This window comes from Streptomyces sp. NPDC053541 (assembly GCF_044544705.1).
Classification (GTDB): domain Bacteria; phylum Actinomycetota; class Actinomycetes; order Streptomycetales; family Streptomycetaceae; genus Streptomyces.
In genome coordinates, this window is the sequence record NZ_JBITXM010000008.1 from 23,120 (window position 1) to 44,581 (window position 21,462).

Consider the following 21,462-nt stretch of genomic DNA (forward strand, 5'->3'; position numbering starts at 1 on the left):
GCGTGTCGAGCGGCGCCCGTCCCGGCGCGCCCGCTCAGCCCCCGTACGCCCCGCTCGCGGTGAGCCGCAGCGCGGTGTCGATCAGCGGGACGTGGCTGAAGGCCTGCGGGAAGTTGCCGACCTGCCGCTGGAGGCGGGCGTCCCACTCCTCGGCGAGCAGGCCCAGGTCGTTGCGGAGCGACAGCAGCTTCTCGAAGAGCTTGCGGGCCTCGTCGACCCGGCCGATCATCGCCAGGTCGTCGGCCAGCCAGAAGGAACACGCCAGGAACGCGCCCTCGTCGCCTTCCAGGCCGTCCACGCCCGCCTCCTCGCCGGCCGTCGGATAGCGCAGCACGAAGCCGTCCTCCGTGGACAGCTCGCGCTGGATCGCCTCGATCGTGCCGATCACCCGCTTGTCGTCCGGCGGCAGGAAGCCCATCTGCGGGATCAGCAGCAGCGAGGCGTCCAGCTCCTGCGAGCCGTAGGACTGGGTGAAGGTGTTGCGCTCCTTGTCGTAGCCCTTCTCGCAGACGTCCCGGTGGATCTCGTCGCGCAGCTCGCGCCAGCGCTCCAGCGGGCCGTCCGCGTCCCCGGACTCGATCAGCTTGATGGTGCGGTCCACCGCGACCCAGGCCATCACCTTGGAGTGGGTGAAGTGCCGGCGCGGGCCGCGCACCTCCCAGATGCCCTCGTCGGGCTGGTCCCAGTTCTTCTCCAGGTAGTTGATCAGCTTGATCTGGAGCAGGGAGGCGTAGTCGTTGCGGGACAGGCCCGTCATGTGGGCCAGGTGCAGGGCCTCGGTGACCTCGCCGTACACGTCCAGCTGGAGCTGGTTCGCCGCGCCGTTGCCGACCCGGACCGGGCCGGAGTTCTCGTAGCCCGGCAGCCAGTCCAGCTCCGCCTCGCCGAGCTCGCGCTCGCCCGCGATGCCGTACATGATCTGCAGGTTCTCCGGGTCGCCGGCCACCGCCCGCAGCAGCCAGTCCCGCCAGGCGCGGGCCTCCTCGCGGTAGCCGGTGCGCAGCATCGAGGAGAGGGTGATCGCCGCGTCCCGCAGCCAGGTGTAGCGGTAGTCCCAGTTCCGCACGCCGCCGATCTCCTCGGGCAGCGAGGTGGTCGGCGCGGCGACGATGCCGCCGGTCGGCGCGTACGTCAGCGCCTTCAGGGTGATCAGGGAGCGCACCACCGCCTCCCGGTAGGGGCCGTGGTACGTGCAGTGCTCGACCCACTCGCGCCAGAAGTCGACCGTCGCCTCCAGCGAGCCCTCCGGGTCCGGCAGCGGCGGCGGCTCCTTGTGCGAGGGCTGCCAGGACAGCGTGAAGGTGAGCCGGTCACCGGGGGTGACGGTGAACTCGGAGTACGTGGTGAGGTCCTTGCCGTGGGTCTCCACGTCGGCGTCCAGCCACACCGAGTCCGGCCCGGCGACGGCCACCGTGCGCTCGCCCACCTTGTGCACCCAGGGCACCACCCGCCCGTAGCTGAACCGCATCCGCAGCGAGGAGCGCATCGGCACCCGGCCGCTGACCCCCTCGACGATCCGGATCAGCTGCGGCGCGCCGTCGCGCGGCGGCATGAAGTCGGTCACCCGGACCGTGCCGCGCGGGGTGTCCCACTCGGACTCCAGGACGAGCGAGTCGCCCCGGTAGCGCCGCCGGTCGGCGGGGGCAGCGGGCGCGCCGTCGGGCACCGCCGGGCCGACCCGCCAGAAGCCGTGCTCCTCGGTGCCGAGCAGCCCCGCGAAGACTGCGTGCGAATCGAAGCGGGGCAGGCAGAGCCAGTCGACGCTGCCGTCCCGGCAGACCAGGGCGGCGGTCTGCATGTCTCCGATGAGTGCGTAATCCTCGATGCGCCCGGCCACGTGCTTCACTCCAGATCGAACGGCCACGTCCACCCCGCGGGGCGGCGCTTACGGTCAGCGGTCAAGGGATCGTTGACGAGCTCTTCGTACCGGTGACTTGGCGGGGGTGGTGCCGTGCCGGTCCGGCTCGGCAGCGCGTGTTCCGAGCAGGATACGACGCACCCGGGGGACCGGCCGCGCCGATCGTGCGACGGCGTTGAGCCGATCGGGTGAACGGGTCTTGACCCCGGCCGAAATCCCTCCTTGCCTGGCAAGCTTCCCGCCCCGGCACCCGGCGTGTCGCCGACCGTGTGCACCCGACTGCCCCGTGTGGCCGGAAGCGGTCTCCCGATGTCGCTGATACCCTGGTACCCCGTGGACCGGTGGGAAACGGCGACAGCCGAGGACCCCGCAACCGCAGCGACGGCACCCCCCGATTCTTGCCGAGGGGCTGCCGGAACGCACCTCCAGAACGCGACCACGGGAGCCCCCTCTTGGCGATGCCGCCCAACACCACGACGACCAAGCACATCTTCGTCACCGGGGGTGTCGCCTCCTCCCTCGGCAAGGGCCTGACCGCCTCCAGCCTGGGTGCGCTCCTCAAGGCCCGGGGCCTGCGGGTCACGATGCAGAAGCTCGACCCGTACCTGAACGTCGACCCCGGCACCATGAACCCCTTCCAGCACGGCGAGGTGTTCGTCACCAACGACGGCGCCGAGACCGACCTGGACATCGGCCACTACGAGCGCTTCCTCGACGTGGACCTCGACGGCTCGGCCAACGTCACCACCGGCCAGGTCTACTCGCAGGTCATCGCCAAGGAGCGGCGCGGCGAGTACCTCGGCGACACCGTGCAGGTCATCCCGCACATCACCAACGAGATCAAGTCCCGGATCCGCCGCATGGCGACCGACGACGTCGACGTGGTCATCACCGAGGTCGGCGGCACCGTCGGCGACATCGAGTCCCTGCCGTTCCTGGAGACCGTCCGCCAGGTGCGCCACGAGGTCGGCCGCGACAACGTCTTCGTCGTGCACATCTCGCTGCTGCCCTACATCGGCCCCTCCGGCGAGCTGAAGACCAAGCCGACCCAGCACTCCGTCGCCGCCCTGCGCAACATCGGCATCCAGCCCGACGCGATCGTGCTGCGCGCCGACCGCGAGGTCCCGACCGCCATCAAGCGCAAGATCTCGCTGATGTGCGACGTCGACGAGGCCGCCGTGGTCGCCGCCATCGACGCCAAGTCGATCTACGACATCCCGAAGGTGCTGCACTCCGAGGGCCTGGACGCCTACGTCGTCCGCAAGCTCGACCTGCCCTTCCGCGACGTGGACTGGACCGTCTGGGAGGACCTCCTGGACCGCGTCCACAACCCGGAGCACGAGGTCACCGTCGCCCTCGTCGGCAAGTACATCGACCTGCCCGACGCCTACCTGTCGGTCACCGAGGCCATGCGCGCCGGCGGCTTCGCCAACAAGGCCCGGGTCAAGGTCAAGTGGGTCACCTCCGACGACTGCAAGACCCCGGCCGGCGCCGAGAAGCAGCTCGCCGACTGCGACGCGATCCTCATCCCCGGCGGCTTCGGCGACCGCGGCGTGGCCGGCAAGGTCGGCGCCATCCGCTACGCCCGCGAGAACAAGGTGCCGCTGCTCGGCATCTGCCTGGGCCTGCAGTGCATCGTGATCGAGGCCGCCCGCAACCTGGCCGACATCCCCGAGGCCAACTCGACCGAGTTCGACCCGGCCACCGCGCACCCCGTCGTCTCCACGATGGAGGAGCAGCTGGCCTACGTCGAGGGCGCCGGCGACCTCGGCGGAACGATGCGCCTGGGCCTCTACCCGGCCAAGCTCGCCGAGGGCTCCGTGGTCCGCGAGACCTACGCGGGCGAGCCCTACGTCGAGGAGCGCCACCGCCACCGCTACGAGGTGAACAACGCCTACCGCGCGGAGCTGGAGAAGAAGGCCGGCCTGGTCTTCTCCGGCACCTCCCCGGACAACAAGCTCGTCGAGTTCGTCGAGTACCCGAAGGACGTGCACCCCTACCTCGTCGCCACCCAGGCGCACCCGGAGCTCAAGTCCCGCCCGACCCGCCCGCACCCGCTCTTCGCGGGCCTGGTGAAGGCGGCCGTCGAGCGCAAGACGGGCAAGACCGCGCAGTAGATCACGGCGCAGTCGATCGCGGCGTTAACGTTGCCGGGGTACGGGTCCGCGCGGCCCGTGCCCCGGTTTTCGTACGAGAGGACTCCCCGATGCAGGTGCAGGACACCCCGGAGGAATGGCGGGTCACCGCCACCGCGACCCCCTTCGCGGGCAAGAAGACGAGTGTCCGCACGGACGACGTGGTCATGCCCGACGGCTCGGTCGCCCGCCGCGACTACCAGGTGCACCCCGGCTCGGTGGCGGTCCTCGCGCTCGACGAGGAGGACCGGGTGCTGCTGCTCAAGCAGTACCGGCACCCGGTGCGGCAGAAGCTCTGGGAGATCCCGGCCGGCCTGCTCGACGTGCCCGGCGAGAACCCGCTGCACGCCGCCCAGCGCGAGCTGTACGAGGAGGCGCACGTGAAGGCGGGGGACTGGCGGGTCCTCACCGACGTCTACACCACGCCCGGCGGCTGCGACGAGGCCGTGCGGATCTTCCTCGCCCGTGACCTCGCCGAGGCGGAGGGCGAGCGCTTCGAGGTCTCCGAGGAGGAGGCCGACATGGAGACCGCCCGGGTGCCGGTGGACCAGCTGGTCCGGGGCGTGCTCGCCGGCGAGCTGCACAACAACTGCCTGGTCGTGGGCGTGCTCTCGCTGGTGGCCGCGCGCTCCGGGGACGGCCTGGACGCGCTGCGCCCGGCGGACGCCGAGTGGCCGGCCCGGCCGTTCGAGGCGTAGGCCGTACGGTCGCGGCGCGGCCCGCACGCGCGGCGGCGGGCAGCGGTGGCGGGGGAGCGGTGGCGGTGCCTCCGACCCGGGGCGACCGGTCGGACAATCCACTGATCCGATCGGGGGATCCGTCCGCCGCGCTCCGCCCGATCCGCGCCGCGCCCTGAACTACGCTCGTGATCGCCCGTGCGGAGCCCCCGCGGGATGGTCGTGCGCAGGTGGACGGGAGCGTGGCCCGTGACGGATCAGGCGGTGGCAGAGGTCGGCGCCGCGCGGTTCTACGGCCGCCAGCGGGAGCTGAAGGCCCTGCGGGCCGACATCGAACGCACCGGGCTCGACACCCTCACCGGCCGCAAGGCCCCCCGCGCCCGGGTCCTGCTCATCGCGGGCAAGCCCGGCTCGGGCCGCACCGCGCTCGCCGAGGAGCTGGCCGGCCGGCTCGCCGCCGACTACCCCGACGGGGTGTTCCGGGCCCGGCTCACCGAACCCGGCGGCGACCCCGTCCCCACCGCCCGAGCCGCCCGCGAGCTGCTCGCCGCGCTCGGCGTCGAGGAGCCGCCGGGCGCCGCCGAGGACGAACTCACCGCCCTGGTCCGCACCGCCTTCGCCGACCGCCGGGCGCTGCTGCTGCTCGACGATGCCGTCGACGCCGAGCAGGTCGACCCGCTGCTCCCGGACAACCCCGGCACCCTGGTGGTGGGCGTGGCCCGCGGCCCGCTCACCGGCATCCCGGACGTGCGGCCCTGCACGGTCGGCGGCCTCGACCCCAAGTCGGCCATCGAACTGCTCACCTCCTACACCGGCTCCGTCCGCGTCACCGTCGACCCGCAGGCCGCCGAGAGCCTGGCCGAGGAGTGCGGCGGGCTGCCCGCCGCGCTGGTGCTCGCCGGCGGCTGGCTCGCCACCCGGCCCAAGTCCTCGGTCGCCGACCTCACCAAGCGGCTGCGCGCCCTGACCGGCGACCCGATCGAGCGGACCTTCGCCCTGGTGCACGAGGCACTGCCGCAGCCCGCCGCCCGGATACTGCGTCATCTGGCGCTGGCCCCGCTCGGCCGGGCCGACGCCCACACCGCCTCCGCGCTCGCCGGCTGCTCGGTGTCCGCCGCCGCGACCACCCTCGCGGACTTCGCCGCGCTCGGTCTCGTCCGCGAGGTGCCCGGCGGGGACGGGCAGTACGAGGTGGGCGGGCACCTGGTGCCGCTGCTGCGCGCCCGGCTGGCCGAGCTCGACCGGCCGGCCGAGGTGCAGCTGGCCCGGGCCCGGATGCTGGAGCGGACCGTGCGGCTGCTCCAGTCCGCCCGCGCCGTCACCGAACCCGAGGGCTCCCCGGCCCGCCGCAAGCTCGCCGGGCTGCCCCGCGCGCTGCGCTTCCCCAACACGGCGACCGCCCGCGCCTGGCTGGACAGCCGCCGCCCGGTGCTGCTAGCCGCCGCCCGGCTCGCCGTCGCCGACGGGGAACTCGACACCCTGGCCCGCCGGCTGATCGCGGCCCTGGTCCGGGCGCTCACCGCGCACCGGGGCGCCGAGGCCGCCGCCCCCGACCTCTACGGGCTGCACCGGCTGGTGCTGGACGTCGCCGAGCGGCGAGGGCTGCACCGGGAGCAGGCCGCGGCCCTGCTCAACCTGGCCGACCTGGACGCCAGAACCGGACGCACTCAGGACGCTCTGCAACGATATCGGTCGGCTTTGGACGCCGGAAGGCGAGCAAATGATCCGTATGCCACGGGTCGCGCAATGGAATCCGTAGGTGGCGCCTATCAGGAGCTCGGGGACTGGCAGCGGGCCGGCGACTGGTACGGGCGCGCCCTCGCCCAGCGCCTCGCCCGCGACGAGCGCGCCGACCAGGCCCGGCTCTACGGCCGGCTCGGCGCGGTGCACACCTACGCCGGGCGCTACGGGGAGGCCCTGCGCAACTGGCGCGCCGCCGCCGCGGGCTACCGGCGCCTCGCCGATCTCCCGGGCTACGCACGGGCGTTGAGCGAGGCTGCCCGGGTCCAGGAGTACGCGGGCCGGCCCGAGGAGAGCCTGCGGACCTGCGAGGAGGCGGTCGAGTGGGCCCGCCGCGCGCAGGACGCGCGGCTGCAGGCGGCGCTCCAGCTGAGGCTGGCCGACACCCTGGACCGGCTCGGCGACCCGGCCGCCGCCCGGCTGCACCGTTCCGCGGCTGAAAGACTCCTGGGAACCGAGTCTTCCGCCTACGAAATCCGCAGTGCTTCTGAAGAAGATTAGTGCTTTGCAAGGCTAGACAGGGGGAACTCCTTCATTAGACTGGGTGAGCCGCGTTCGAACGTGGTCTGCCCCGGTGCGTGCTGATGCATCCGGGTATGTATCGCAGTGCACCCCGTTTCCCCCGATTCAAGGACCGTGATCGACGATGAAGGTCGGCATCCCCCGCGAGGTCAAGAACAACGAGTTCCGCGTGGCCATCACCCCCGCCGGTGTCCACGAGCTCGTCCGCAACGGTCACCAGGTCTTCGTCGAGCAGAACGCCGGTGTGGGCTCCTCCATCACCGACGAGGAGTACGTGGCGGCCGGCGCCGAGATCCTCCCCACCGCCGACGAGGTCTGGGCCACCGCCGACCTGCTGCTCAAGGTCAAGGAGCCGATCGCGGAGGAGTACCACCGCCTCCGCAAGGACCAGACCCTCTTCACCTACCTGCACCTCGCCGCCTCCAAGGAGTGCACCGACGCGCTCCTCGAGTCGGGCACCACCGCCATCGCCTACGAGACGGTCGAGACCGCCAACCGCGCGCTCCCGCTGCTCGCCCCGATGTCCGAGGTCGCGGGCCGCCTGGCCCCGCAGGTCGGCGCCTACCACCTGATGCGCTCGGCCGGCGGCCGCGGCGTGCTCCCCGGCGGCGTCCCCGGCACCCACGCCGGCGAGTGCGTCGTCATCGGCGGCGGCGTCTCCGGCTGGAACGCCGTGCAGATCGCCATCGGCCTGGGCTTCCACGTGACCCTGCTCGACAAGGACATCAACAAGCTCCGCGAGGCCGACAAGATCTTCGGCACCAAGGTCAAGACGATCGTCTCCAACGCCTTCGAGCTGGAGAAGGCCGTCATCGAGGCCGACCTCGTCATCGGTGCCGTCCTCATCCCGGGCGCCAAGGCCCCGAAGCTGGTCACCAACGAGCTCGTCGCCAAGATGAAGCCCGGAAGTGTCCTTGTCGACATTGCCATCGACCAGGGCGGCTGCTTCGAGGACTCCCACCCGACCACCCACGCCGAGCCGACCTTCCAGGTCCACAACTCGGTCTTCTACTGCGTCGCCAACATGCCGGGCGCGGTCCCGAACACCTCCACCTACGCCCTCACCAACGCCACGCTGCCCTACATCGTGTCGCTGGCGAACAACGGCTGGGTCGAGGCGCTGCGCCGCGACGCCGCCCTCGCCAAGGGTCTCAACACCCATGAGGGCAAGGTCGTTTACAAGGAGGTCGCCGAGGCTCACGGCTACGAGCACGTCGAGCTGAGCAGCCTCCTGGGCTGACCCGACGGACGGCTGTCAACATCCGCCGTCAACCCCGCGCACCGGGCCGGACCTTGTCGAGCAAGGTCCGGCCCGATGTGTGTCCGGCCACGTTCCGACGGGCGGTCAACTCGCCTCGAACGTAACTCTTTAACCGTTTCGCGCACCCCTGAAACGTGCGGTTGCATGCCTGCGCACCCTTGACAGCGGGGTGTTCGGTTGCCGACACATCGGGCCGGGTCCGGCGGATTGTGTTGCTGCGGACCGGTGACACGCCATAGAGTCGCCAACCGTCGGCATGGTGCCACGCTGACCTATCGATAAATGTTCCTGGTCACGTCCAAGGAGGTAAGACGACTTGTGAATGAGTCGACATTTACTCCCGAGGCCGCGGAGCCAGGAGCCCCGATCGGCTCCGTCGCGGTGCGGACCTTCGCGACGCACCAGACCATGACGCCAGCCCATACGATGAAGATGACGGACGGCCTACACGTGAACGCCACGGCCGGCAACGAGATGGGCCGAGAGTCCACCCACTTCGCCGCCTACGACGAGGTGCCCGAGGGGCACTTCTACGACCCCGACGCCGAGTACGAGCCCGATCCGGAGTACGCGGCCACCCTCGCACCCGACGCTGCCCGGCAGCGCCGCGAGCGGATCGGCCCCACCGGACGGCCCCTGCCGTACTTCCCGATCCCGGGCCCGCTGACCGACCACGGACCCGCGAAGATCATCGCGATGTGCAACCAGAAGGGCGGCGTCGGCAAGACCACGTCGACCATCAACCTGGGCGCCGCGCTCGCCGAGTACGGACGGCGGGTGCTGCTCGTCGACTTCGACCCGCAGGGAGCCCTGTCGGTCGGCCTCGGCGTGAACCCCATGGAGCTCGACCTCACCGTCTACAACCTGCTCATGGAGCGGGGCATGTCGGCCGACGAGGTGCTGCTCAAGACCGCCGTGCCCAACATGGACCTGCTGCCGAGCAACATCGACCTCTCGGCCGCCGAGGTCCAGCTGGTCTCCGAGGTCGCGCGCGAGTCCACGCTGCAGCGCGCCCTCAAGCCGCTGATGAACGACTACGACTACATCGTGATCGACTGTCAGCCCTCGCTCGGCCTGCTCACCGTCAACGCCCTGACGGCCGCTCACAAGGTCATCGTCCCGCTGGAGTGCGAGTTCTTCGCCCTGCGCGGCGTCGCGCTGCTCACCGAGACCATCGAGAAGGTCCAGGAGCGGCTCAACCCGGAGCTCGAGCTCGACGGCATCCTCGCCACGATGTACGACTCGCGGACGGTGCACTCGCGCGAGGTGCTCGCGCGCGTCGTCGAGGCCTTCGACGACCACGTGTACCACACGGTGATCGGCCGGACCGTGCGCTTCCCGGAGACCACCGTCGCCGGCGAGCCCATCACCACGTACGCCTCGAACAGCGTGGGCGCCGCGGCCTACCGTCAGCTCGCCAGGGAGGTGCTCGCCCGGTGTCACGCCGAGTGAGTCTGCCCGGCGCCGACGAACTGTTCCGTACGACCGGGGGCATGGGGCTGCAGTCCTCCTCGCCGCGCCGGACCGTGCCGCCCCCGGCCGGTGAGAGCGACTCCGCGGCGGCGGCCGCACCGGCGGAGGGATCCGCCGAGCACTCCGCGGCCGACACGGAGCCCGCCGAGCCGCGCGCCCGGACGGCGGAGACCAAGCCCGCGGCCCAGACCCCGGCCGCCCCGGCCACCCCCGCCCAGGCCCGCCGGCGGGGCCGCACCGCCAGCCGGCGCCCGAGCGGGCGCGAGCGCCACGACGAGAAGATCACGGTCTACGTCTCCGCCGAGGAGCTGATGGACCTGGAGCACGCGCGCCTGGTGCTGCGCGGCGAGCACGGCCTCGCGGTCGACCGCGGCCGGATCGTCCGCGAGGCGGTCGCGGTGGTCCTCGCGGACCTGGAGTCCCGCGGCGACGCGAGCATCCTCGTGCGCCGCCTGCGCGGCCGCTGACGGTAGCCTGCACAGCTGCCGCACCCCCGCTCCACCAGGACCCCGATGCCCCCTCCCTCTGACGAAACGTCCCGTCCGCCCCGCCGCCGCGCCCTGGGGCGCGGGCCGGGGACGGGCCCGGTGCCGGTGGCGGAACCCGAGCCCGAGCCGCTGCCCGAGCCGCTTCCCGTACGGGACGAGCCGGAGCCCGTACGAGCGGAACCCGAGCCCGTACGGGACGAGCCGGAGCCCGTACGAGCGGAACCCGAGCCCGTACGGGACGAGCCGGAGCCTGTACGGGACGAGCCCGGGCCGGTGGGGGACGAGTCGCGGTCCGGGGCGGGGCCGGAGGGCGGGGACGGGCGGTTCACCGTGCGCCTGGCGAACTTCGAGGGGCCGTTCGACCTGCTCCTCCAGCTGATCGCCAAGCACAAGATGGACGTCACCGAGGTCGCCCTGTCCCGGGTCACCGACGAGTTCATGGCGCACATCCGCGCCATGGGCCCCGACTGGGACCTCGACCAGACCACCGAGTTCCTGGTGGTCGCGGCCACCCTGCTCGACCTCAAGGCGGCCCGGCTGCTGCCCGCCGCGGAGGTGGAGGACGAGGCGGACCTGGCGCTCCTGGAGGCCCGGGACCTGCTCTTCGCCCGGCTGCTCCAGTACCGCGCGTACAAGAGGATCGCCGAGATCCTCGCCGAGCGCTGGGAGGGCGAGGGCCGGCGCCACCCGCGCACCGTCGGCCTGGAGCCGCACCACGCCGAGCTGCTGCCCGAGGTGGTCATCTCCATCGGCGCCGAGGGCTTCGCGAAGCTGGCCGTGAAGGCCATGCAGCCCAAGGCCAAGCCGCAGGTGTACGTCGACCACATCCACGCCCCGCTGGTCAGCGTGCGCGAGCAGGCGGGGATCGTGGTCGCGCTGCTGCGCGAGCGCGGCACCCTGGGCTTCCGCGAGCTGGTGGCCGGCGCCGAGGACACCCTGACGGTCGTGGCGCGCTTCCTGGCCCTCCTGGAGCTCTACCGGGAGAAGGCCGTCGCCCTGGACCAGGAGAGCCCGCTCGGCGAGCTCACCGTGTCCTGGACGGGCGGCGACACCGACACCGCGCCCGCCGTCACCGACGAGTTCGACCAGGACGTCAGGGAGGACGCCCCGTGAACGACCTCAAGCCCGCCCTCGAAGCCGTCCTCATGGTCGTCGACGAGCCCGTCACCGAGGAGCGGCTGGCCAAGGCCCTGGACCGCACCCCGCGCGAGGTCGCGCTCGCGCTGCGCGAGCTGGCGGACGAGTACGCCGTCCAGGGCCGCGGCTTCGAGCTGCGGGTGGTCGCCGGCGGCTGGCGCTACTACACCCGCGCCGAGCACGCCGCCGCCGTGGAGGCCTTCGTCCTGGACGGGCAGCAGGCCCGGCTCACCCAGGCGGCCCTGGAGACCCTGGCCGTCGTCGCGTACCGCCAGCCGGTCAGCCGTTCCCGGGTCTCCGCGGTGCGCGGGGTGAACTGCGACGGCGTCATGCGCACCCTGCTCCAGCGCGGTCTGGTGGAGGAGGCGGGCGCGGAACCCGAAACAGGTGCGATCCTGTACAGGACGACGAACTACTTCCTGGAGCGGATGGGCCTGCGCGGCCTGGACGAGCTCCCGGAGCTCGCGCCCTTCCTCCCCGAGGCGGAAGCGGTCGAGGCGGACTCCCTGGAAGGCGTCCCGTCGTTCGACCCCGACGCAGACGACGGCGCCGGGCACGCAGACGAGACAACGGAAGTTTGATGCGAAGCAGCAGCGGCAGGAACAGCGGAAACAACGGCGGGAGCCGTGGTGCCAAGAGCGGCGGCCGCGGCAACTACCGGGGAGCGGGCAACAACCGCGACGAGCGCGGCGGCGGCCAGACCCCCGCCCGCCCGCGCCGGCCCCGCCCCGAGGACCGCCAGTACGACGTGGACATGCCCTCGTCCGGCGGCGGCGCCCCGAAGCGCGGGCGCGGCGACGCGGCCCGCGGCGGCGCCAAGGGCGGCCCCAAGCAGTCCCCGAAGCGCGGCGGCGGCCGCACGGCCCCGGCGCGCTCGCGCGAGTACGAGGCCCGGGCGGAGGAGCGCAACCGCGAGCGGTACGCGAACAAGCCCGAGATCAAGACCCCCAAGACCTTCCCCGGCGCCGAGCAGGAGGGCGAGCGGCTGCAGAAGGTGCTGGCCCGCGCCGGCTACGGCTCCCGCCGCGCCTGCGAGGAACTGATCGAGCAGGCCCGCGTCGAGGTCAACGGCGAGATCGTCCTGGAGCAGGGCCTCCGGGTGAAGGACTCCGACGAGATCCGGGTCGACGGCCTGACGGTCGCGACCCAGTCGTACCAGTTCTTCGCGCTGAACAAGCCGGCCGGCGTCGTCTCCACCATGGAGGACCCGGACGGCCGCCAGTGCCTCGGCGACTACGTCACCAACCGCGAGACCCGGCTCTTCCACGTGGGCCGGCTCGACACGGAGACCGAGGGCATCATCCTGCTCACCAACCACGGCGAGCTGGCCCACCGCCTCACCCACCCCAAGTACGGCGTCAAGAAGACCTACCTGGCCGCCGTCACCGGCCCGCTGCCCCGCGAGGTCGGCCGGCGCCTCAAGGAGGGCATCCAGCTGGAGGACGGCTACGCGCGCGCCGACCACTTCCGGGTGGTCGAGCAGACCGGCAAGAACTACCTGGTCGAGGTCGTCCTGCACGAGGGCCGCAAGCACATCGTGCGCCGGATGCTCGCCGAGGCGGGCTTCCCGGTCGAGAAGCTGGTCCGCACCGCCTTCGGCCCGATCACCCTGGGCGACCAGAAGTCGGGCTGGCTGCGCCGGCTCAGCAACACCGAGGTCGGCATGCTGATGAAGGAAGTCGGCCTGTAGCCGGAAGCCCGTAGCCGCACCCCGCACCGCGGGGACCGAGGCCCGTGACCACCGTGAGGCGGTCACGGGCCTTCGTCGTACCCCGGACCCGCGTGTCGTTTCGCACTTGTGGTCGAGTCCGCCGCCATTTATAGTCAGGGTGACTCTTAAAGTATGGGGGAGGCGGGCATGAGTCTCGCGAACGTCCTGGAACCGTTGCAGCGGCCGCTGTTCACGCTGCTCGACACCCCGGTCAGCTGGACCGAGGTGCTCGGCTTCGGCAGCGGCGCGCTCTGCGTCTGGCTCGTCGCCCGCCAGCACGTCGCGAACTGGCCGATCGGCATCGCCAACAACCTCTTCTTCGTCCTGCTCTTCACCCAGAGCGGGCTCTACGCCGATGCCGGCCTCCAGTTCGTCTTCATCGCCCTCGCCGCGTACGGCTGGTGGACCTGGACCCACGGGGGTGGCCCGGGCTCCGACACCCTGCCGGTACGGCGCACCAGCCGCACCGAATGGACCTGGCTGATCGCGGCGGGGGCGGTGGGGACCCTCGTCCTCACCCTGCTCCTCGACCGGGCGACGGACTCCACCGTCCCCTTCTGGGACGCCCTCACCACCGCGCTGTCCCTGATGGCCACCTACGGACAGTGCCGCAAGCGCCTGGAGTCCTGGTGGCTCTGGATCGCCGCCGACGTCGTCTACGTCCCGCTGTACGCGTACAAGGAGCTCTACCTGACCTCCCTGCTGTACGTCGGCTTCATGACCCTGTGCGTCCTCGGCCTGCGCGGCTGGACCCGCGACCTGGCCGCCGTACGGCAGCCGCTGGAGGCCACCTCATGACCGCCCACGACACCGGCCGCCGCTACGGCCACGGGCTGGTCCTCGGCAAGTTCTATCCGCCGCACGCGGGCCACCACCACCTCGTGCGCACCGCGCGCGAGCGCTGCGACCGCCTCACCGTCCTGGTCTGCGCCTCCTCCGTGGAATCCGTGCCGCTCGACGACCGGGTCGCCTGGATGCGCGAGGTCCACCCCGACGCGCTCGTCGTCGGCGCCGTCGACGACGTCCCCGTCGACCTGCACGACCCCGAGGTGTGGGACGCCCACATGAAGATCTTCCGGACCGCCGTGCCCGAACCCGTCGACGCCGTCTTCACCTCCGAGGCGTACGGGGCGGAGCTCGCCCGCCGCTTCGGCGCCGCGTCCGTCCTCGTCGACCCCGAGCGCCGCACCCACCCCGTCTCCGGCACCGCCGTCCGCGCCGACCCGGCCGGCTGCTGGGACCACCTCTCCGCCCCCGTACGGGCCGCGCTCACCCGCCGGGTCGTCGTCCTCGGCGCCGAGTCCACCGGCACCACCACGATGGCCCGCGCGCTGGCCGAGCACTACCGCGGCCGCGGCGGGGTCTGGGCCCGCACCCGCTGGGTGCCCGAGTACGGGCGCGCGTACAGCGAGCGGAAACTCGCCGAACTGCGCGCCGAACGCCCCGACGCCGACTGGTCCGACGTCACCTTCCGCTCCGCCGACTTCCCCGTCATCGCGCTCCGCCAGGCCGAACTGGAGGAGGAGGCCGCCCGCGACGGCTCACCCGTCCTCTTCTGCGACACCGACGCCTTCGCCACCACCATCTGGCACGAGCGCTACCTGGGCACCAGCAGCCCCGGCACCGGCGAGATCGCCGCCCGCGGCCGGCAGCACCTGTGGCTGCTCACCGACCACCGCGGCGTCCCCTTCGAGGACGACGGACTGCGCGACGGCGAACACCTGCGGCCCTGGATGACCGCGCGCTTCCTCGCCCAGCTCGCCCACACCGGCCGCCGCACCGTCGTCCTCACCGGCCCGCACGAGGAACGCCTCGCGACCGCCGTCGCCGCCGTCGACGCGCTGCTCGCCGAGGGGTGGCACTTCACCGACCCCCTGCCGGAGCGCCGATGACCCCCGCACCGACGGTCCCGGAGGGCTACGACAAGCACGCCTTCGAGCCCTTCGCGCTCACCGCCGACCTCGCCGTCCTCACCGTCCGCGAGGGCCGCCTGCACGTCCTCCTCGTCGAACGCGGCCAGGCGCCCTACGCCGGCTCCTGGGCGCTGCCCGGCGGCTTCGTGCTGCCCCACGAGTCCGCCGAGCAGGCCGCCCGCCGCGAACTCGCCGAGGAGACCGGCCTGTCCGGCGACATCGCCGCCCGGCTCCACCTGGAACAGCTGCGCACCTACAGCGACCCGGACCGCGACCCCCGGATGCGGGTGGTCTCCGTCGCCTACACCGCGCTCGTCCCCGACCTGCCCGAGCCCCGCGGCGGCGGCGACGCCGCCCAGGCCCGCTGGCAGCCCTATGACACCGTCCGCGACCTGGCCTTCGACCACGACCGGATCCTCGCCGACGCCCGCGAACGGGTCGGCGCCAAACTCGAGTACACCTGTCTCGCCACCGCCTTCTGCACGCCCGAGTTCACCCTCGGCGAGCTGCGGCAGGTGTACGAGACCGTCTGGGGCGTCGCACTCGACCGCCCCAACTTCCGGCGCAAGGTCCTCGCCACCCCCGGCTTCGTCCGGCCGGTGGAAGGCCCCCCGCGCCGCACCGGCGGACGGGGGAAACCGGCCGCGCTCTACCGTGCGGGCGAGGCCACGGCCCTGCACCCGCCACTGCTACGACCGGAAGGACGACCCGCATGACGAAGAAGGCCGCGACGGGGGCGCTGGTGGGGCTGGCGCTGGGGGACGCGCTGGGATTCCCGACCGAGTTCAACGACGTCCCGCAGATCCTCGGGAAGTTCGGCCCCTGGCGGGCCATGGACCTGCCGGTCACCCGGGGCAGGGCGTACATCACCGACGACACGCAGATGACCCTCGCCTTCGCCCGGGGCATCCGCACCGCCATGGAGCGCGGACCGCTGGCGCCGCTGCGGCTGGCGCGCCCGCTGCGCGAGGAGTACGTCGACTGGTACCACTCGCCGGAGAACAACCGCGCCCCCGGCCGCACCTGCATGGTCGCCTGCCACCTCCTCGACGGCGACCGGCCCTGGCAGGACGCCAGCCAGATCGGCTCCAAGGGCTGCGGCGCCAACATGCGGGTCGCGCCCATCGGGCTCGTCCCCGGCCTCACCGAGGAGCAGCGGTCCGGCGCCGCCCAGCTCCAGGCCGCGCTCACCCACGGCCACCCCACCGGGCTCGCCGCCTCCGACCTCACAGCCCGGGCCGTGTGGCTGCTCGCCCAGGGCGCCGACCCCACCGGCCTGGTCGGCCGGCTCCGCTCGTACGCGTACGAGAACCGCTCCCGCTACCACGAGCACTGGCTCGGCGACCTGTGGACCCGCTCCCAGGACCCGGACGCCACCCACTTCATCCGGCGCGGCTGGGACGAGTGCCTGGCCGTCCTGGAACGCCTGGACGCCGTCCAGCGCACCGCCGACCCCGAGATCGACCCCTGCGCGTACACCGGCGACGGCTGGATCGCCGAGGAGGCCCTCGCCACCGGTCTGCTCTGCTTCCTGCTCTTCCCGGACCAGCCCCTGACCGCCCTCCGCCGCGCCGCCTGCACCCGCGGCGACTCCGACTCCATCGCGGCCCTCGCCGGCGCCTTCGCCGGTGCCCACCTGGGCGCGGACGCCTGGCCGGCGGAGTGGGTGGCGGCCGTGGAACACCGCGACGAGCTGCTGGCGCTGGGCGCGCTGTGGGACGCGTGAGCCGTGCCGACCACCTCAGCCCCCGACGTCGACCTGACCGCCGTCGTCGCCGAGCAGCCCGACCCCCTGCTCTTCGCCACCGTCTCCGGCGCCCACCTCTACGGCTTCCCCTCGCGTGACTCCGACGTGGACCTGCGCGGCGTGCACCTGCTGCCCGTCGCCGACCTGATCGGGCTGCGCGAGCCCGAGGAGACCAGGACCCGGATGTGGGACCGGGACGGCACGGAAATGGACCTCGTCACCCACGACCTGCGGAAGTTCGTCCGCCTGATGCTGCGGCGCAACGGCTACGTGCTCGAACAGCTCACCTCGCCGCTGGTCGTCCACACCACCGAGGCGCACGCCGAGCTGCGCTCCCTCGTCCCCGACGTGCTCACCGCCCACCACGCGCACCACTACCGCGGGTTCGCGGCCACCCAGTGGCGCCTCCACGAGAAGAGCGGCGAACTCAAGCCGCTGCTCTACACCTACCGGGCCCTGCTGACCGGCATCCACCTGATGCGCTCCGGAGAGATCCAGGCCCATCTGCCCACGCTCGCCGAGGCCGTCCCCGAGGCGCCCGCCCGGTTGCCCGGGCTCGTCGCCGCGAAGGCCCTGGCCGAGCACGCGGCCGCCGAGGTGCCCGCCGCGGAGGTGCGGGCGGAGGTGGAACGCCTGGGCGGCGTGCTCGACGACGCGCAGGCCCGGTCAGCGCTGCCCGGTGAGGCCGCCGGGTTCGCGGCCCTGGACGACCTCGTCGTACGCGTGCGGCGGGAGCTCGCGGAGGGCTGAGGCGCGGCGGGCGCGGGTGAGGAAGTCCTCGACGCGCGCGTGGTCCGGGGCGTCCGGGAGGGGGGTCGTGGTGCGGGCGGCGTCGGACTCGTCCTGGAGGCGGTTCATCCAGGACTCGACCTCCGGCCAGGACACCTCACCGCGCTTGACCGCGAGCAGCCGGTCCCGCTCCTCGCCCACCTCGATCCGCAGCTCGCCGCTGAGCAGCAGGTCCCGGCAGCTGATCAGCAGCCGCACCAGGTGCATCGCGTGCTTCCAGCGCGGCGCGCCGTGCTGCCGGACGTCCGCCTCCAGCTTGCGGCGCTGGCCGGCCGCGTAACGGACGAAGGTCTCGTGCGCGCGCCGCGACAGGAACGCGCCGCGCAGCGACAGCAGTTCGCGGCCGGTGGCGTCGGCGTGCTCGACGAGCGGGGAGTGGAGGCACTCCAGGACGTTCGGGTTGTTGCGCAGCGCCAGCTCGCAGAAGCGTTCCAGCTCCCAGCTGAACTGCTCCGCCGCCGGCCCCTCCACATGCGCCGGCGGCTTGTCGAAGCGCCAGAACAGCGGCGTCGGCGCGAGATACACCCCGCGCCGGTCCGTGTCGCTGTCCTCGGTCGCCAGACCGAACGCGCGCGACCCCATGACACAGGAGTAGATCGTGTGGTCGCGCACCAGTTCCTCAGGAGTCATGCGCGACAGGCTAAGCGAGCGTGATCGTTCCCGCCGAGACTTTGATCCGCTCCTCCGGGAGCGGCCGCGGGGCCGGGCCGGCGGCGACCGAGCCGTCCGCGATGCGGTACTGGGAACCGTGGCACGGGCAGTCGATCGTGCCGTCCGCGACCTTGGCGACCGTGCACCCCTGGTGCGTGCAGACCGCCGAGAAGGCCTTGAACTCGCCGGCCACCGGCTGGGTCACCACCACCTTCTCGTCCGCGAAGACGGTGCCGCCGCCGACCGGGATGTCCGCGGTCCGGGCGAGCGGACTCGGCGCCGCCGCGGGCGAGGACGGCGACGCGGCCGGAGGCGTCGACGGGGACGCGCTCCGCGCCGTACCGCCCGGGCCGTCGTCGTCCGAGCCGCAGCCCGCGACCAGCGCCGTGGCGGCGACGGAGCCCGCGCCGGCGCGCAGGACGGTACGGCGGCGGGGCATGGGGTGAGGAGTCATGCCGCCCAGATTGGGCCGGGCGGAGGCCCGGTGCCGGGCAACACGCCTACGCCCGGGGCGCCAGCTCCCTCGGCCGGCCGCCCGCGTCCCGCCGCACCTCCAGGACCTCCGTCACCGCGGACCGCTCGATCGGCCCGTACACGTGCGGGAACAGCACGTCCTCGGAGCTCCCCGAGCCCTCCCAGCGGACCTCCCCGCCCAGCCGCGACTCGTCGATCACCAGGACCAGCAGCGTCCCCGGCACGTCGCGGTAGTACCGGTCGGCGACGGCGAGGGCCGACGGCTCGTCCCCGGAGCAGTGGACGAAGCCCTCGGCGGCGAGGGAGGGCGGGGCGTAGGGGAGGTCCGGATCGGCGGACCAGACGTCCAGGGGTACGAGGTGCAGCAGCATGCCGACAGTTGTACCGCGCCCGTGCGCCCCCGGCCCCGCTCACCCCGGGTGGCGGAGCAGGCCGCCCCGGGTGACATTGGCCCTGTTCCGCACCGGAAGAAAGGCGTGGTCATGGCAGGAAACGATCTCGGCGGTCTGCTCGGCGGCCTCCTCGGCGGAAGCGCCGGGGGAAGCGGGAGCGGCCAGGGCGGCGGTGCCGGCGGCGTCCTCGGCGCACTCCTCGGCGCGCTGATGGCCGGCAAGGGCGGCGGCGCACCGGGCGCCGGCGGGCAGGGCGGCTCGAACCCGCTGGGCGGGCTCCTCGACATGCTCACCCGCTCCGGCCTCGCCGACCAGGCCCAGTCCTGGCTCGGCACCGGCGACAACAAGCCCGTCAGCGGCGCCCAGATCGCCGGCGCCCTGCCCGACGACACCCTGCAGAAGGTCGCCGCCGAGGCCGGCGTCACCCCTGACCAGGCCGCCGACGAGATCGCCCGCGAGCTGCCGCGGGTCGTCGACAAGCTGTCCCCGCAGGGGGAGCTGCCCGGCGGTTCCCTGGAGGACCTGATCCGCGCGCAGAAGCTCTGAGCGGTCCGCATCGCGGGCGCCGCCGCGGGCGCTCCGGCCGCTGACTAGGCTGGCCGGAGCACCTGCGCGGGTGGCGCGGACGACGAAGGAGTGACGAGGTGGCGGTACGAGCGGTCCGCGGCGCGGTCCAGCTGGAGCGGGACGACGCCGGGCACATGCACGAGCAGGTCGAGGAGCTGCTCACCGCCGTGCTCGAACGCAACGGACTGACCGCCGACGACCTCATCAGCATCTGGTTCACCGCCACGCCCGATCTGCACAGCGACTTCCCCGCAGCGGCCGCCCGCCGCCTCGGGATCGTGGACGTCCCGCTGATCTGCGCGCAGGAGCTCGACGTCGAAGGTGCGATGCCGAGGGTCGTACGGCTCCTCGCGCACGTCGAGTCGGAACTGCCCAAGTCCCGGATCGCGCACGTCTACCTCGGTGCCGCGGCCGCCCTGCGCAAGGACATCGCCCAGTGAGAACCGCGCTCGTCATCGGAACCGGCCTGATCGGCACCTCGGCCGCCCTCGCCCTCGCCGGGCGCGGGGTCACCGTGCACCTGCGCGACCACGACCCGGCCCGGGCCCGCACCGCCGCCGCGCTCGGCGCCGGCACCGACCAGGCGCCCGACGGGCCGGTCGACCTCGTGATCGTCGCCGTACCGCCCGCGCACGTCGCCGGCACCCTCGCCGCCGCCCTCCGGGCCGGCCTCGGCCGCGGCTACCTCGACGTGGCCAGCGTCAAGGGCGGCCCCCGGCGCGAGCTGGAGGACCTGGGCCTCGACCTCACCGCGTACATCGGCACCCACCCCATGTCCGGCAAGGAGCGCTCCGGCCCGCTCGCGGCCAGCGCCGACCTCTTCGAGGGCCGCCCCTGGGTGCTCACCCCGACCCGCGACACCGACACCGAGGTCCTCAACCTCGCCCTGGAGCTGGTCGCGCTGTGCCGGGCGGTGCCCGTCGTCATGGACGCCGACGCCCACGACCGGGCCGTCGCCCTCGTCTCGCACACCCCGCAGCTCGTCTCCTCGATGGTCGCGGCCCGCCTGGAGAGCGCCGACGAGACGGCCGTGCGCCTGTGCGGCCAGGGCATCCGCGACGTCACCCGGATCGCCGCCTCCGACCCCCGCATGTGGGTCGAGATCCTCTCCGCCAACCCCGGCCCGGTCGCCGACGTCCTCGCGGGCGTCGCCGCCGACCTCGACGAGACGGTACGGGCGCTGCGCTCGCTGGAGTCCGAGGACGAGGCCGAGCGCCGGGACGGCGCCCTCGGCGTCGAGGACGTCCTGCGCCGCGGCAACGCCGGCCGCGCCCGCGTCCCCGGCAAGCACGGCGCCGCCCCCACCACGTACGAGACCGTCGCCGTGCTCATCAGCGACCAGCCCGGTGAGCTGGCCCGGATCTTCGCCGACGCCGGCCGTGCTGGCGTCAACATCGAGGACGTGCGCATCGAGCACGCGACGGGCCAGCAGGCGGGCCTGGTCCAGCTGATGGTGGAGCCGGCGGCGGCCCCGGTCCTGGAGTCGGCGCTGCGGGAGCGGGGCTGGGCGCTGCGGAAGAGCTGAGGGGCGGGCGGGGCGTGTCCGGGCGCCCGGAGGGCCGGGTGGCCGGGGTGCCCGGCCGACGACCGCCGGACGGAGTCCGGCGCGGCCGTCCGAAGCCCGGGAGGCCCTCCGGGGCCGAGTGGTGCGAGGGTGGCGGTGGGCAGTCAAGCCCGGCCCGGGGCGAGCCGGCCCGGATCTTCGCCGACGCGGGCCGTGCGGGCGTCGACATCGAGGACGTGCGCATCGAGCACGCGACGGGCCGGCAGGCGGGCCTGGTCCCGCTGATGGTCGAGCCCGCCGCAGCCCGGCTGCCGGAGTCGGCGCCGCGGAAGAGCTGAGGGGCGGGCGGGGCGGCGCCGTGGGACCGCTCGGCCGAACGGGTGCGGGGGACTCGGTAACCTTGGGGGAGGTCCCCGCGCGTCC

At 73.2% G+C, this 21,462-nt stretch carries 21 protein-coding genes and 1 pseudogene; 18 read left to right on the top strand and 4 right to left on the bottom strand.

The genetic code is table 11. The features are described from left to right. Positions 1-34: 34 nt before the first annotated feature. Positions 35-1,837 (bottom strand): glycoside hydrolase family 15 protein, encoded by a 1,803-nt coding sequence (locus tag ACIGW2_RS20750; protein ID WP_361580403.1) that lies wholly within the window; start codon positions 1,835-1,837, stop codon positions 35-37. 479 nt (positions 1,838-2,316) lie between these two features. On the opposite strand from ACIGW2_RS20750, the gene ACIGW2_RS20755 reads away from it, so the two are divergent. The 14 genes from ACIGW2_RS20755 (at position 2,317) to ACIGW2_RS20820 (ending at position 17,412) form a co-directional block, all read left to right on the top strand. Beyond that, positions 2,317-3,975, top strand: coding sequence for a CTP synthase (locus ACIGW2_RS20755; RefSeq protein WP_356070008.1), 1,659 nt, complete (start codon positions 2,317-2,319; stop codon positions 3,973-3,975). 89 nt (positions 3,976-4,064) lie between these two features. Beyond that, complete coding sequence (locus ACIGW2_RS20760; RefSeq protein ID WP_391656875.1) at positions 4,065-4,691, top strand: NUDIX domain-containing protein; 627 nt, start codon at positions 4,065-4,067, stop codon at positions 4,689-4,691. Positions 4,692-4,919: 228 nt separating this feature from the next. After that, the gene (locus tag ACIGW2_RS20765; RefSeq protein ID WP_399844975.1) at positions 4,920-6,911 is read left to right on the top strand and encodes a tetratricopeptide repeat protein; all 1,992 of its coding nucleotides are present in this window, start codon (positions 4,920-4,922) and stop codon (positions 6,909-6,911) included. 145 nt (positions 6,912-7,056) lie between these two features. Further along, on the top strand, positions 7,057-8,172 hold the full coding sequence (ald, locus tag ACIGW2_RS20770; protein WP_391656877.1) for an alanine dehydrogenase: 1,116 nt from the start codon (positions 7,057-7,059) through the stop codon (positions 8,170-8,172). Between the two features lie 447 nt (positions 8,173-8,619). Continuing rightward, a complete protein-coding gene (locus ACIGW2_RS20775) occupies positions 8,620-9,645 on the top strand; it encodes a ParA family protein (protein WP_345492490.1) in 1,026 nt (341 codons plus the stop codon). Then, positions 9,642-10,133, top strand: coding sequence for a hypothetical protein (locus ACIGW2_RS20780; RefSeq protein WP_391656891.1), 492 nt, complete (start codon positions 9,642-9,644; stop codon positions 10,131-10,133). The genes ACIGW2_RS20775 and ACIGW2_RS20780 overlap by 4 nt, the downstream gene beginning before the upstream one ends. Positions 10,134-10,178: 45 nt before the next feature. Continuing rightward, positions 10,179-11,267, top strand: coding sequence for a segregation/condensation protein A (locus ACIGW2_RS20785; protein WP_399844978.1), 1,089 nt, complete (start codon positions 10,179-10,181; stop codon positions 11,265-11,267). 32 nt (positions 11,268-11,299) lie between these two features. After that, positions 11,300-11,872: an SMC-Scp complex subunit ScpB gene (gene scpB, locus ACIGW2_RS20790; RefSeq protein ID WP_265865694.1), complete on the top strand. Its 573-nt coding sequence runs from the start codon at positions 11,300-11,302 to the stop codon at positions 11,870-11,872. Further along, entirely contained in the window at positions 11,872-12,981 is a 1,110-nt protein-coding gene (locus tag ACIGW2_RS20795) for a pseudouridine synthase (RefSeq protein ID WP_356070026.1), read from the top strand. Before scpB ends, ACIGW2_RS20795 begins: the two co-directional genes overlap by 1 nt. 168 nt (positions 12,982-13,149) lie before the next feature. Continuing rightward, positions 13,150-13,800 (top strand): nicotinamide riboside transporter PnuC, encoded by a 651-nt coding sequence (pnuC, locus tag ACIGW2_RS20800; protein WP_356070029.1) that lies wholly within the window; start codon positions 13,150-13,152, stop codon positions 13,798-13,800. Then, positions 13,797-14,894, top strand: a complete 1,098-nt coding sequence (locus tag ACIGW2_RS20805; RefSeq protein ID WP_391656880.1) for an AAA family ATPase — start codon at positions 13,797-13,799, stop codon at positions 14,892-14,894. Before pnuC ends, ACIGW2_RS20805 begins: the two co-directional genes overlap by 4 nt. Further along, positions 14,891-15,631, top strand: coding sequence for an NUDIX hydrolase (locus tag ACIGW2_RS20810; RefSeq protein ID WP_399844982.1), 741 nt, complete (start codon positions 14,891-14,893; stop codon positions 15,629-15,631). Before ACIGW2_RS20805 ends, ACIGW2_RS20810 begins: the two co-directional genes overlap by 4 nt. Next, complete coding sequence (locus tag ACIGW2_RS20815) at positions 15,628-16,641, top strand: ADP-ribosylglycohydrolase family protein (RefSeq protein WP_391656882.1); 1,014 nt, start codon at positions 15,628-15,630, stop codon at positions 16,639-16,641. Before ACIGW2_RS20810 ends, ACIGW2_RS20815 begins: the two co-directional genes overlap by 4 nt. Positions 16,642-16,644: 3 nt before the next feature. Further along, positions 16,645-17,412, top strand: coding sequence for a DNA polymerase beta superfamily protein (locus tag ACIGW2_RS20820; protein WP_399844985.1), 768 nt, complete (start codon positions 16,645-16,647; stop codon positions 17,410-17,412). Here the strand turns inward: ACIGW2_RS20820 and ACIGW2_RS20825 are convergent. From ACIGW2_RS20825 to ACIGW2_RS20835, 3 genes are read right to left on the bottom strand one after another with little or no spacing between them, the layout of a single operon-like run. Then, complete coding sequence (locus ACIGW2_RS20825; RefSeq protein ID WP_399844987.1) at positions 17,329-18,081, bottom strand: DNA polymerase beta superfamily protein; 753 nt, start codon at positions 18,079-18,081, stop codon at positions 17,329-17,331. The genes ACIGW2_RS20820 and ACIGW2_RS20825 overlap by 84 nt on opposite strands. Positions 18,082-18,091: 10 nt before the next feature. After that, entirely contained in the window at positions 18,092-18,556 is a 465-nt protein-coding gene (locus ACIGW2_RS20830; protein WP_399844989.1) for a Rieske (2Fe-2S) protein, read from the bottom strand. Positions 18,557-18,602: 46 nt separating this feature from the next. Then, entirely contained in the window at positions 18,603-18,947 is a 345-nt protein-coding gene (locus ACIGW2_RS20835) for a DUF952 domain-containing protein (RefSeq protein WP_391656886.1), read from the bottom strand. A gap of 111 nt (positions 18,948-19,058) precedes the next feature. Here ACIGW2_RS20835 and ACIGW2_RS20840 point away from each other — a divergent pair, with 111 nt between their 5' ends. The 4 genes and pseudogenes from ACIGW2_RS20840 to ACIGW2_RS20855 all read left to right on the top strand — a co-directional run. Beyond that, the gene (locus ACIGW2_RS20840) at positions 19,059-19,514 is read left to right on the top strand and encodes a YidB family protein (protein ID WP_399844992.1); all 456 of its coding nucleotides are present in this window, start codon (positions 19,059-19,061) and stop codon (positions 19,512-19,514) included. A 98-nt stretch (positions 19,515-19,612) separates the two neighbouring features. Further along, positions 19,613-19,975 (top strand): chorismate mutase, encoded by a 363-nt coding sequence (gene aroH / locus ACIGW2_RS20845; RefSeq protein ID WP_356070053.1) that lies wholly within the window; start codon positions 19,613-19,615, stop codon positions 19,973-19,975. Beyond that, positions 19,972-21,060, top strand: coding sequence for a prephenate dehydrogenase (locus ACIGW2_RS20850; RefSeq protein ID WP_391656888.1), 1,089 nt, complete (start codon positions 19,972-19,974; stop codon positions 21,058-21,060). Before aroH ends, ACIGW2_RS20850 begins: the two co-directional genes overlap by 4 nt. Positions 21,061-21,227: 167 nt before the next feature. After that, positions 21,228-21,377, top strand: a pseudogene (locus ACIGW2_RS20855) (prephenate dehydrogenase); the annotation flags it as partial. Positions 21,378-21,462 lie beyond the last annotated feature (85 nt).

What these genes read in the sequence shown, in the direction of transcription:
- ACIGW2_RS20755 (WP_356070008.1), top strand. Translation starts at nt 2,317, where the DNA reads ATGCCGCCCAACACCACGACGACCAAGCACATCTTCGTCACCGGGGGT.
- ACIGW2_RS20760 (WP_391656875.1), top strand. Translation starts at nt 4,065, where the DNA reads ATGCAGGTGCAGGACACCCCGGAGGAATGGCGGGTCACCGCCACCGCG.
- ald (WP_391656877.1), top strand. Translation starts at nt 7,057, where the DNA reads ATGAAGGTCGGCATCCCCCGCGAGGTCAAGAACAACGAGTTCCGCGTG.
- ACIGW2_RS20775 (WP_345492490.1), top strand. Translation starts at nt 8,620, where the DNA reads ATGAAGATGACGGACGGCCTACACGTGAACGCCACGGCCGGCAACGAG.
- ACIGW2_RS20785 (WP_399844978.1), top strand. Translation starts at nt 10,179, where the DNA reads ATGCCCCCTCCCTCTGACGAAACGTCCCGTCCGCCCCGCCGCCGCGCC.
- scpB (WP_265865694.1), top strand. Translation starts at nt 11,300, where the DNA reads ATGGTCGTCGACGAGCCCGTCACCGAGGAGCGGCTGGCCAAGGCCCTG.
- ACIGW2_RS20795 (WP_356070026.1), top strand. Translation starts at nt 11,872, where the DNA reads ATGCGAAGCAGCAGCGGCAGGAACAGCGGAAACAACGGCGGGAGCCGT.
- pnuC (WP_356070029.1), top strand. Translation starts at nt 13,150, where the DNA reads ATGAGTCTCGCGAACGTCCTGGAACCGTTGCAGCGGCCGCTGTTCACG.
- ACIGW2_RS20805 (WP_391656880.1), top strand. Translation starts at nt 13,797, where the DNA reads ATGACCGCCCACGACACCGGCCGCCGCTACGGCCACGGGCTGGTCCTC.
- ACIGW2_RS20810 (WP_399844982.1), top strand. Translation starts at nt 14,891, where the DNA reads ATGACCCCCGCACCGACGGTCCCGGAGGGCTACGACAAGCACGCCTTC.
- ACIGW2_RS20815 (WP_391656882.1), top strand. Translation starts at nt 15,628, where the DNA reads ATGACGAAGAAGGCCGCGACGGGGGCGCTGGTGGGGCTGGCGCTGGGG.
- ACIGW2_RS20825 (WP_399844987.1), bottom strand. Translation starts at nt 18,081, where the DNA reads ATGACTCCTGAGGAACTGGTGCGCGACCACACGATCTACTCCTGTGTC.
- ACIGW2_RS20830 (WP_399844989.1), bottom strand. Translation starts at nt 18,556, where the DNA reads ATGACTCCTCACCCCATGCCCCGCCGCCGTACCGTCCTGCGCGCCGGC.
- ACIGW2_RS20835 (WP_391656886.1), bottom strand. Translation starts at nt 18,947, where the DNA reads ATGCTGCTGCACCTCGTACCCCTGGACGTCTGGTCCGCCGATCCGGAC.
- ACIGW2_RS20840 (WP_399844992.1), top strand. Translation starts at nt 19,059, where the DNA reads ATGGCAGGAAACGATCTCGGCGGTCTGCTCGGCGGCCTCCTCGGCGGA.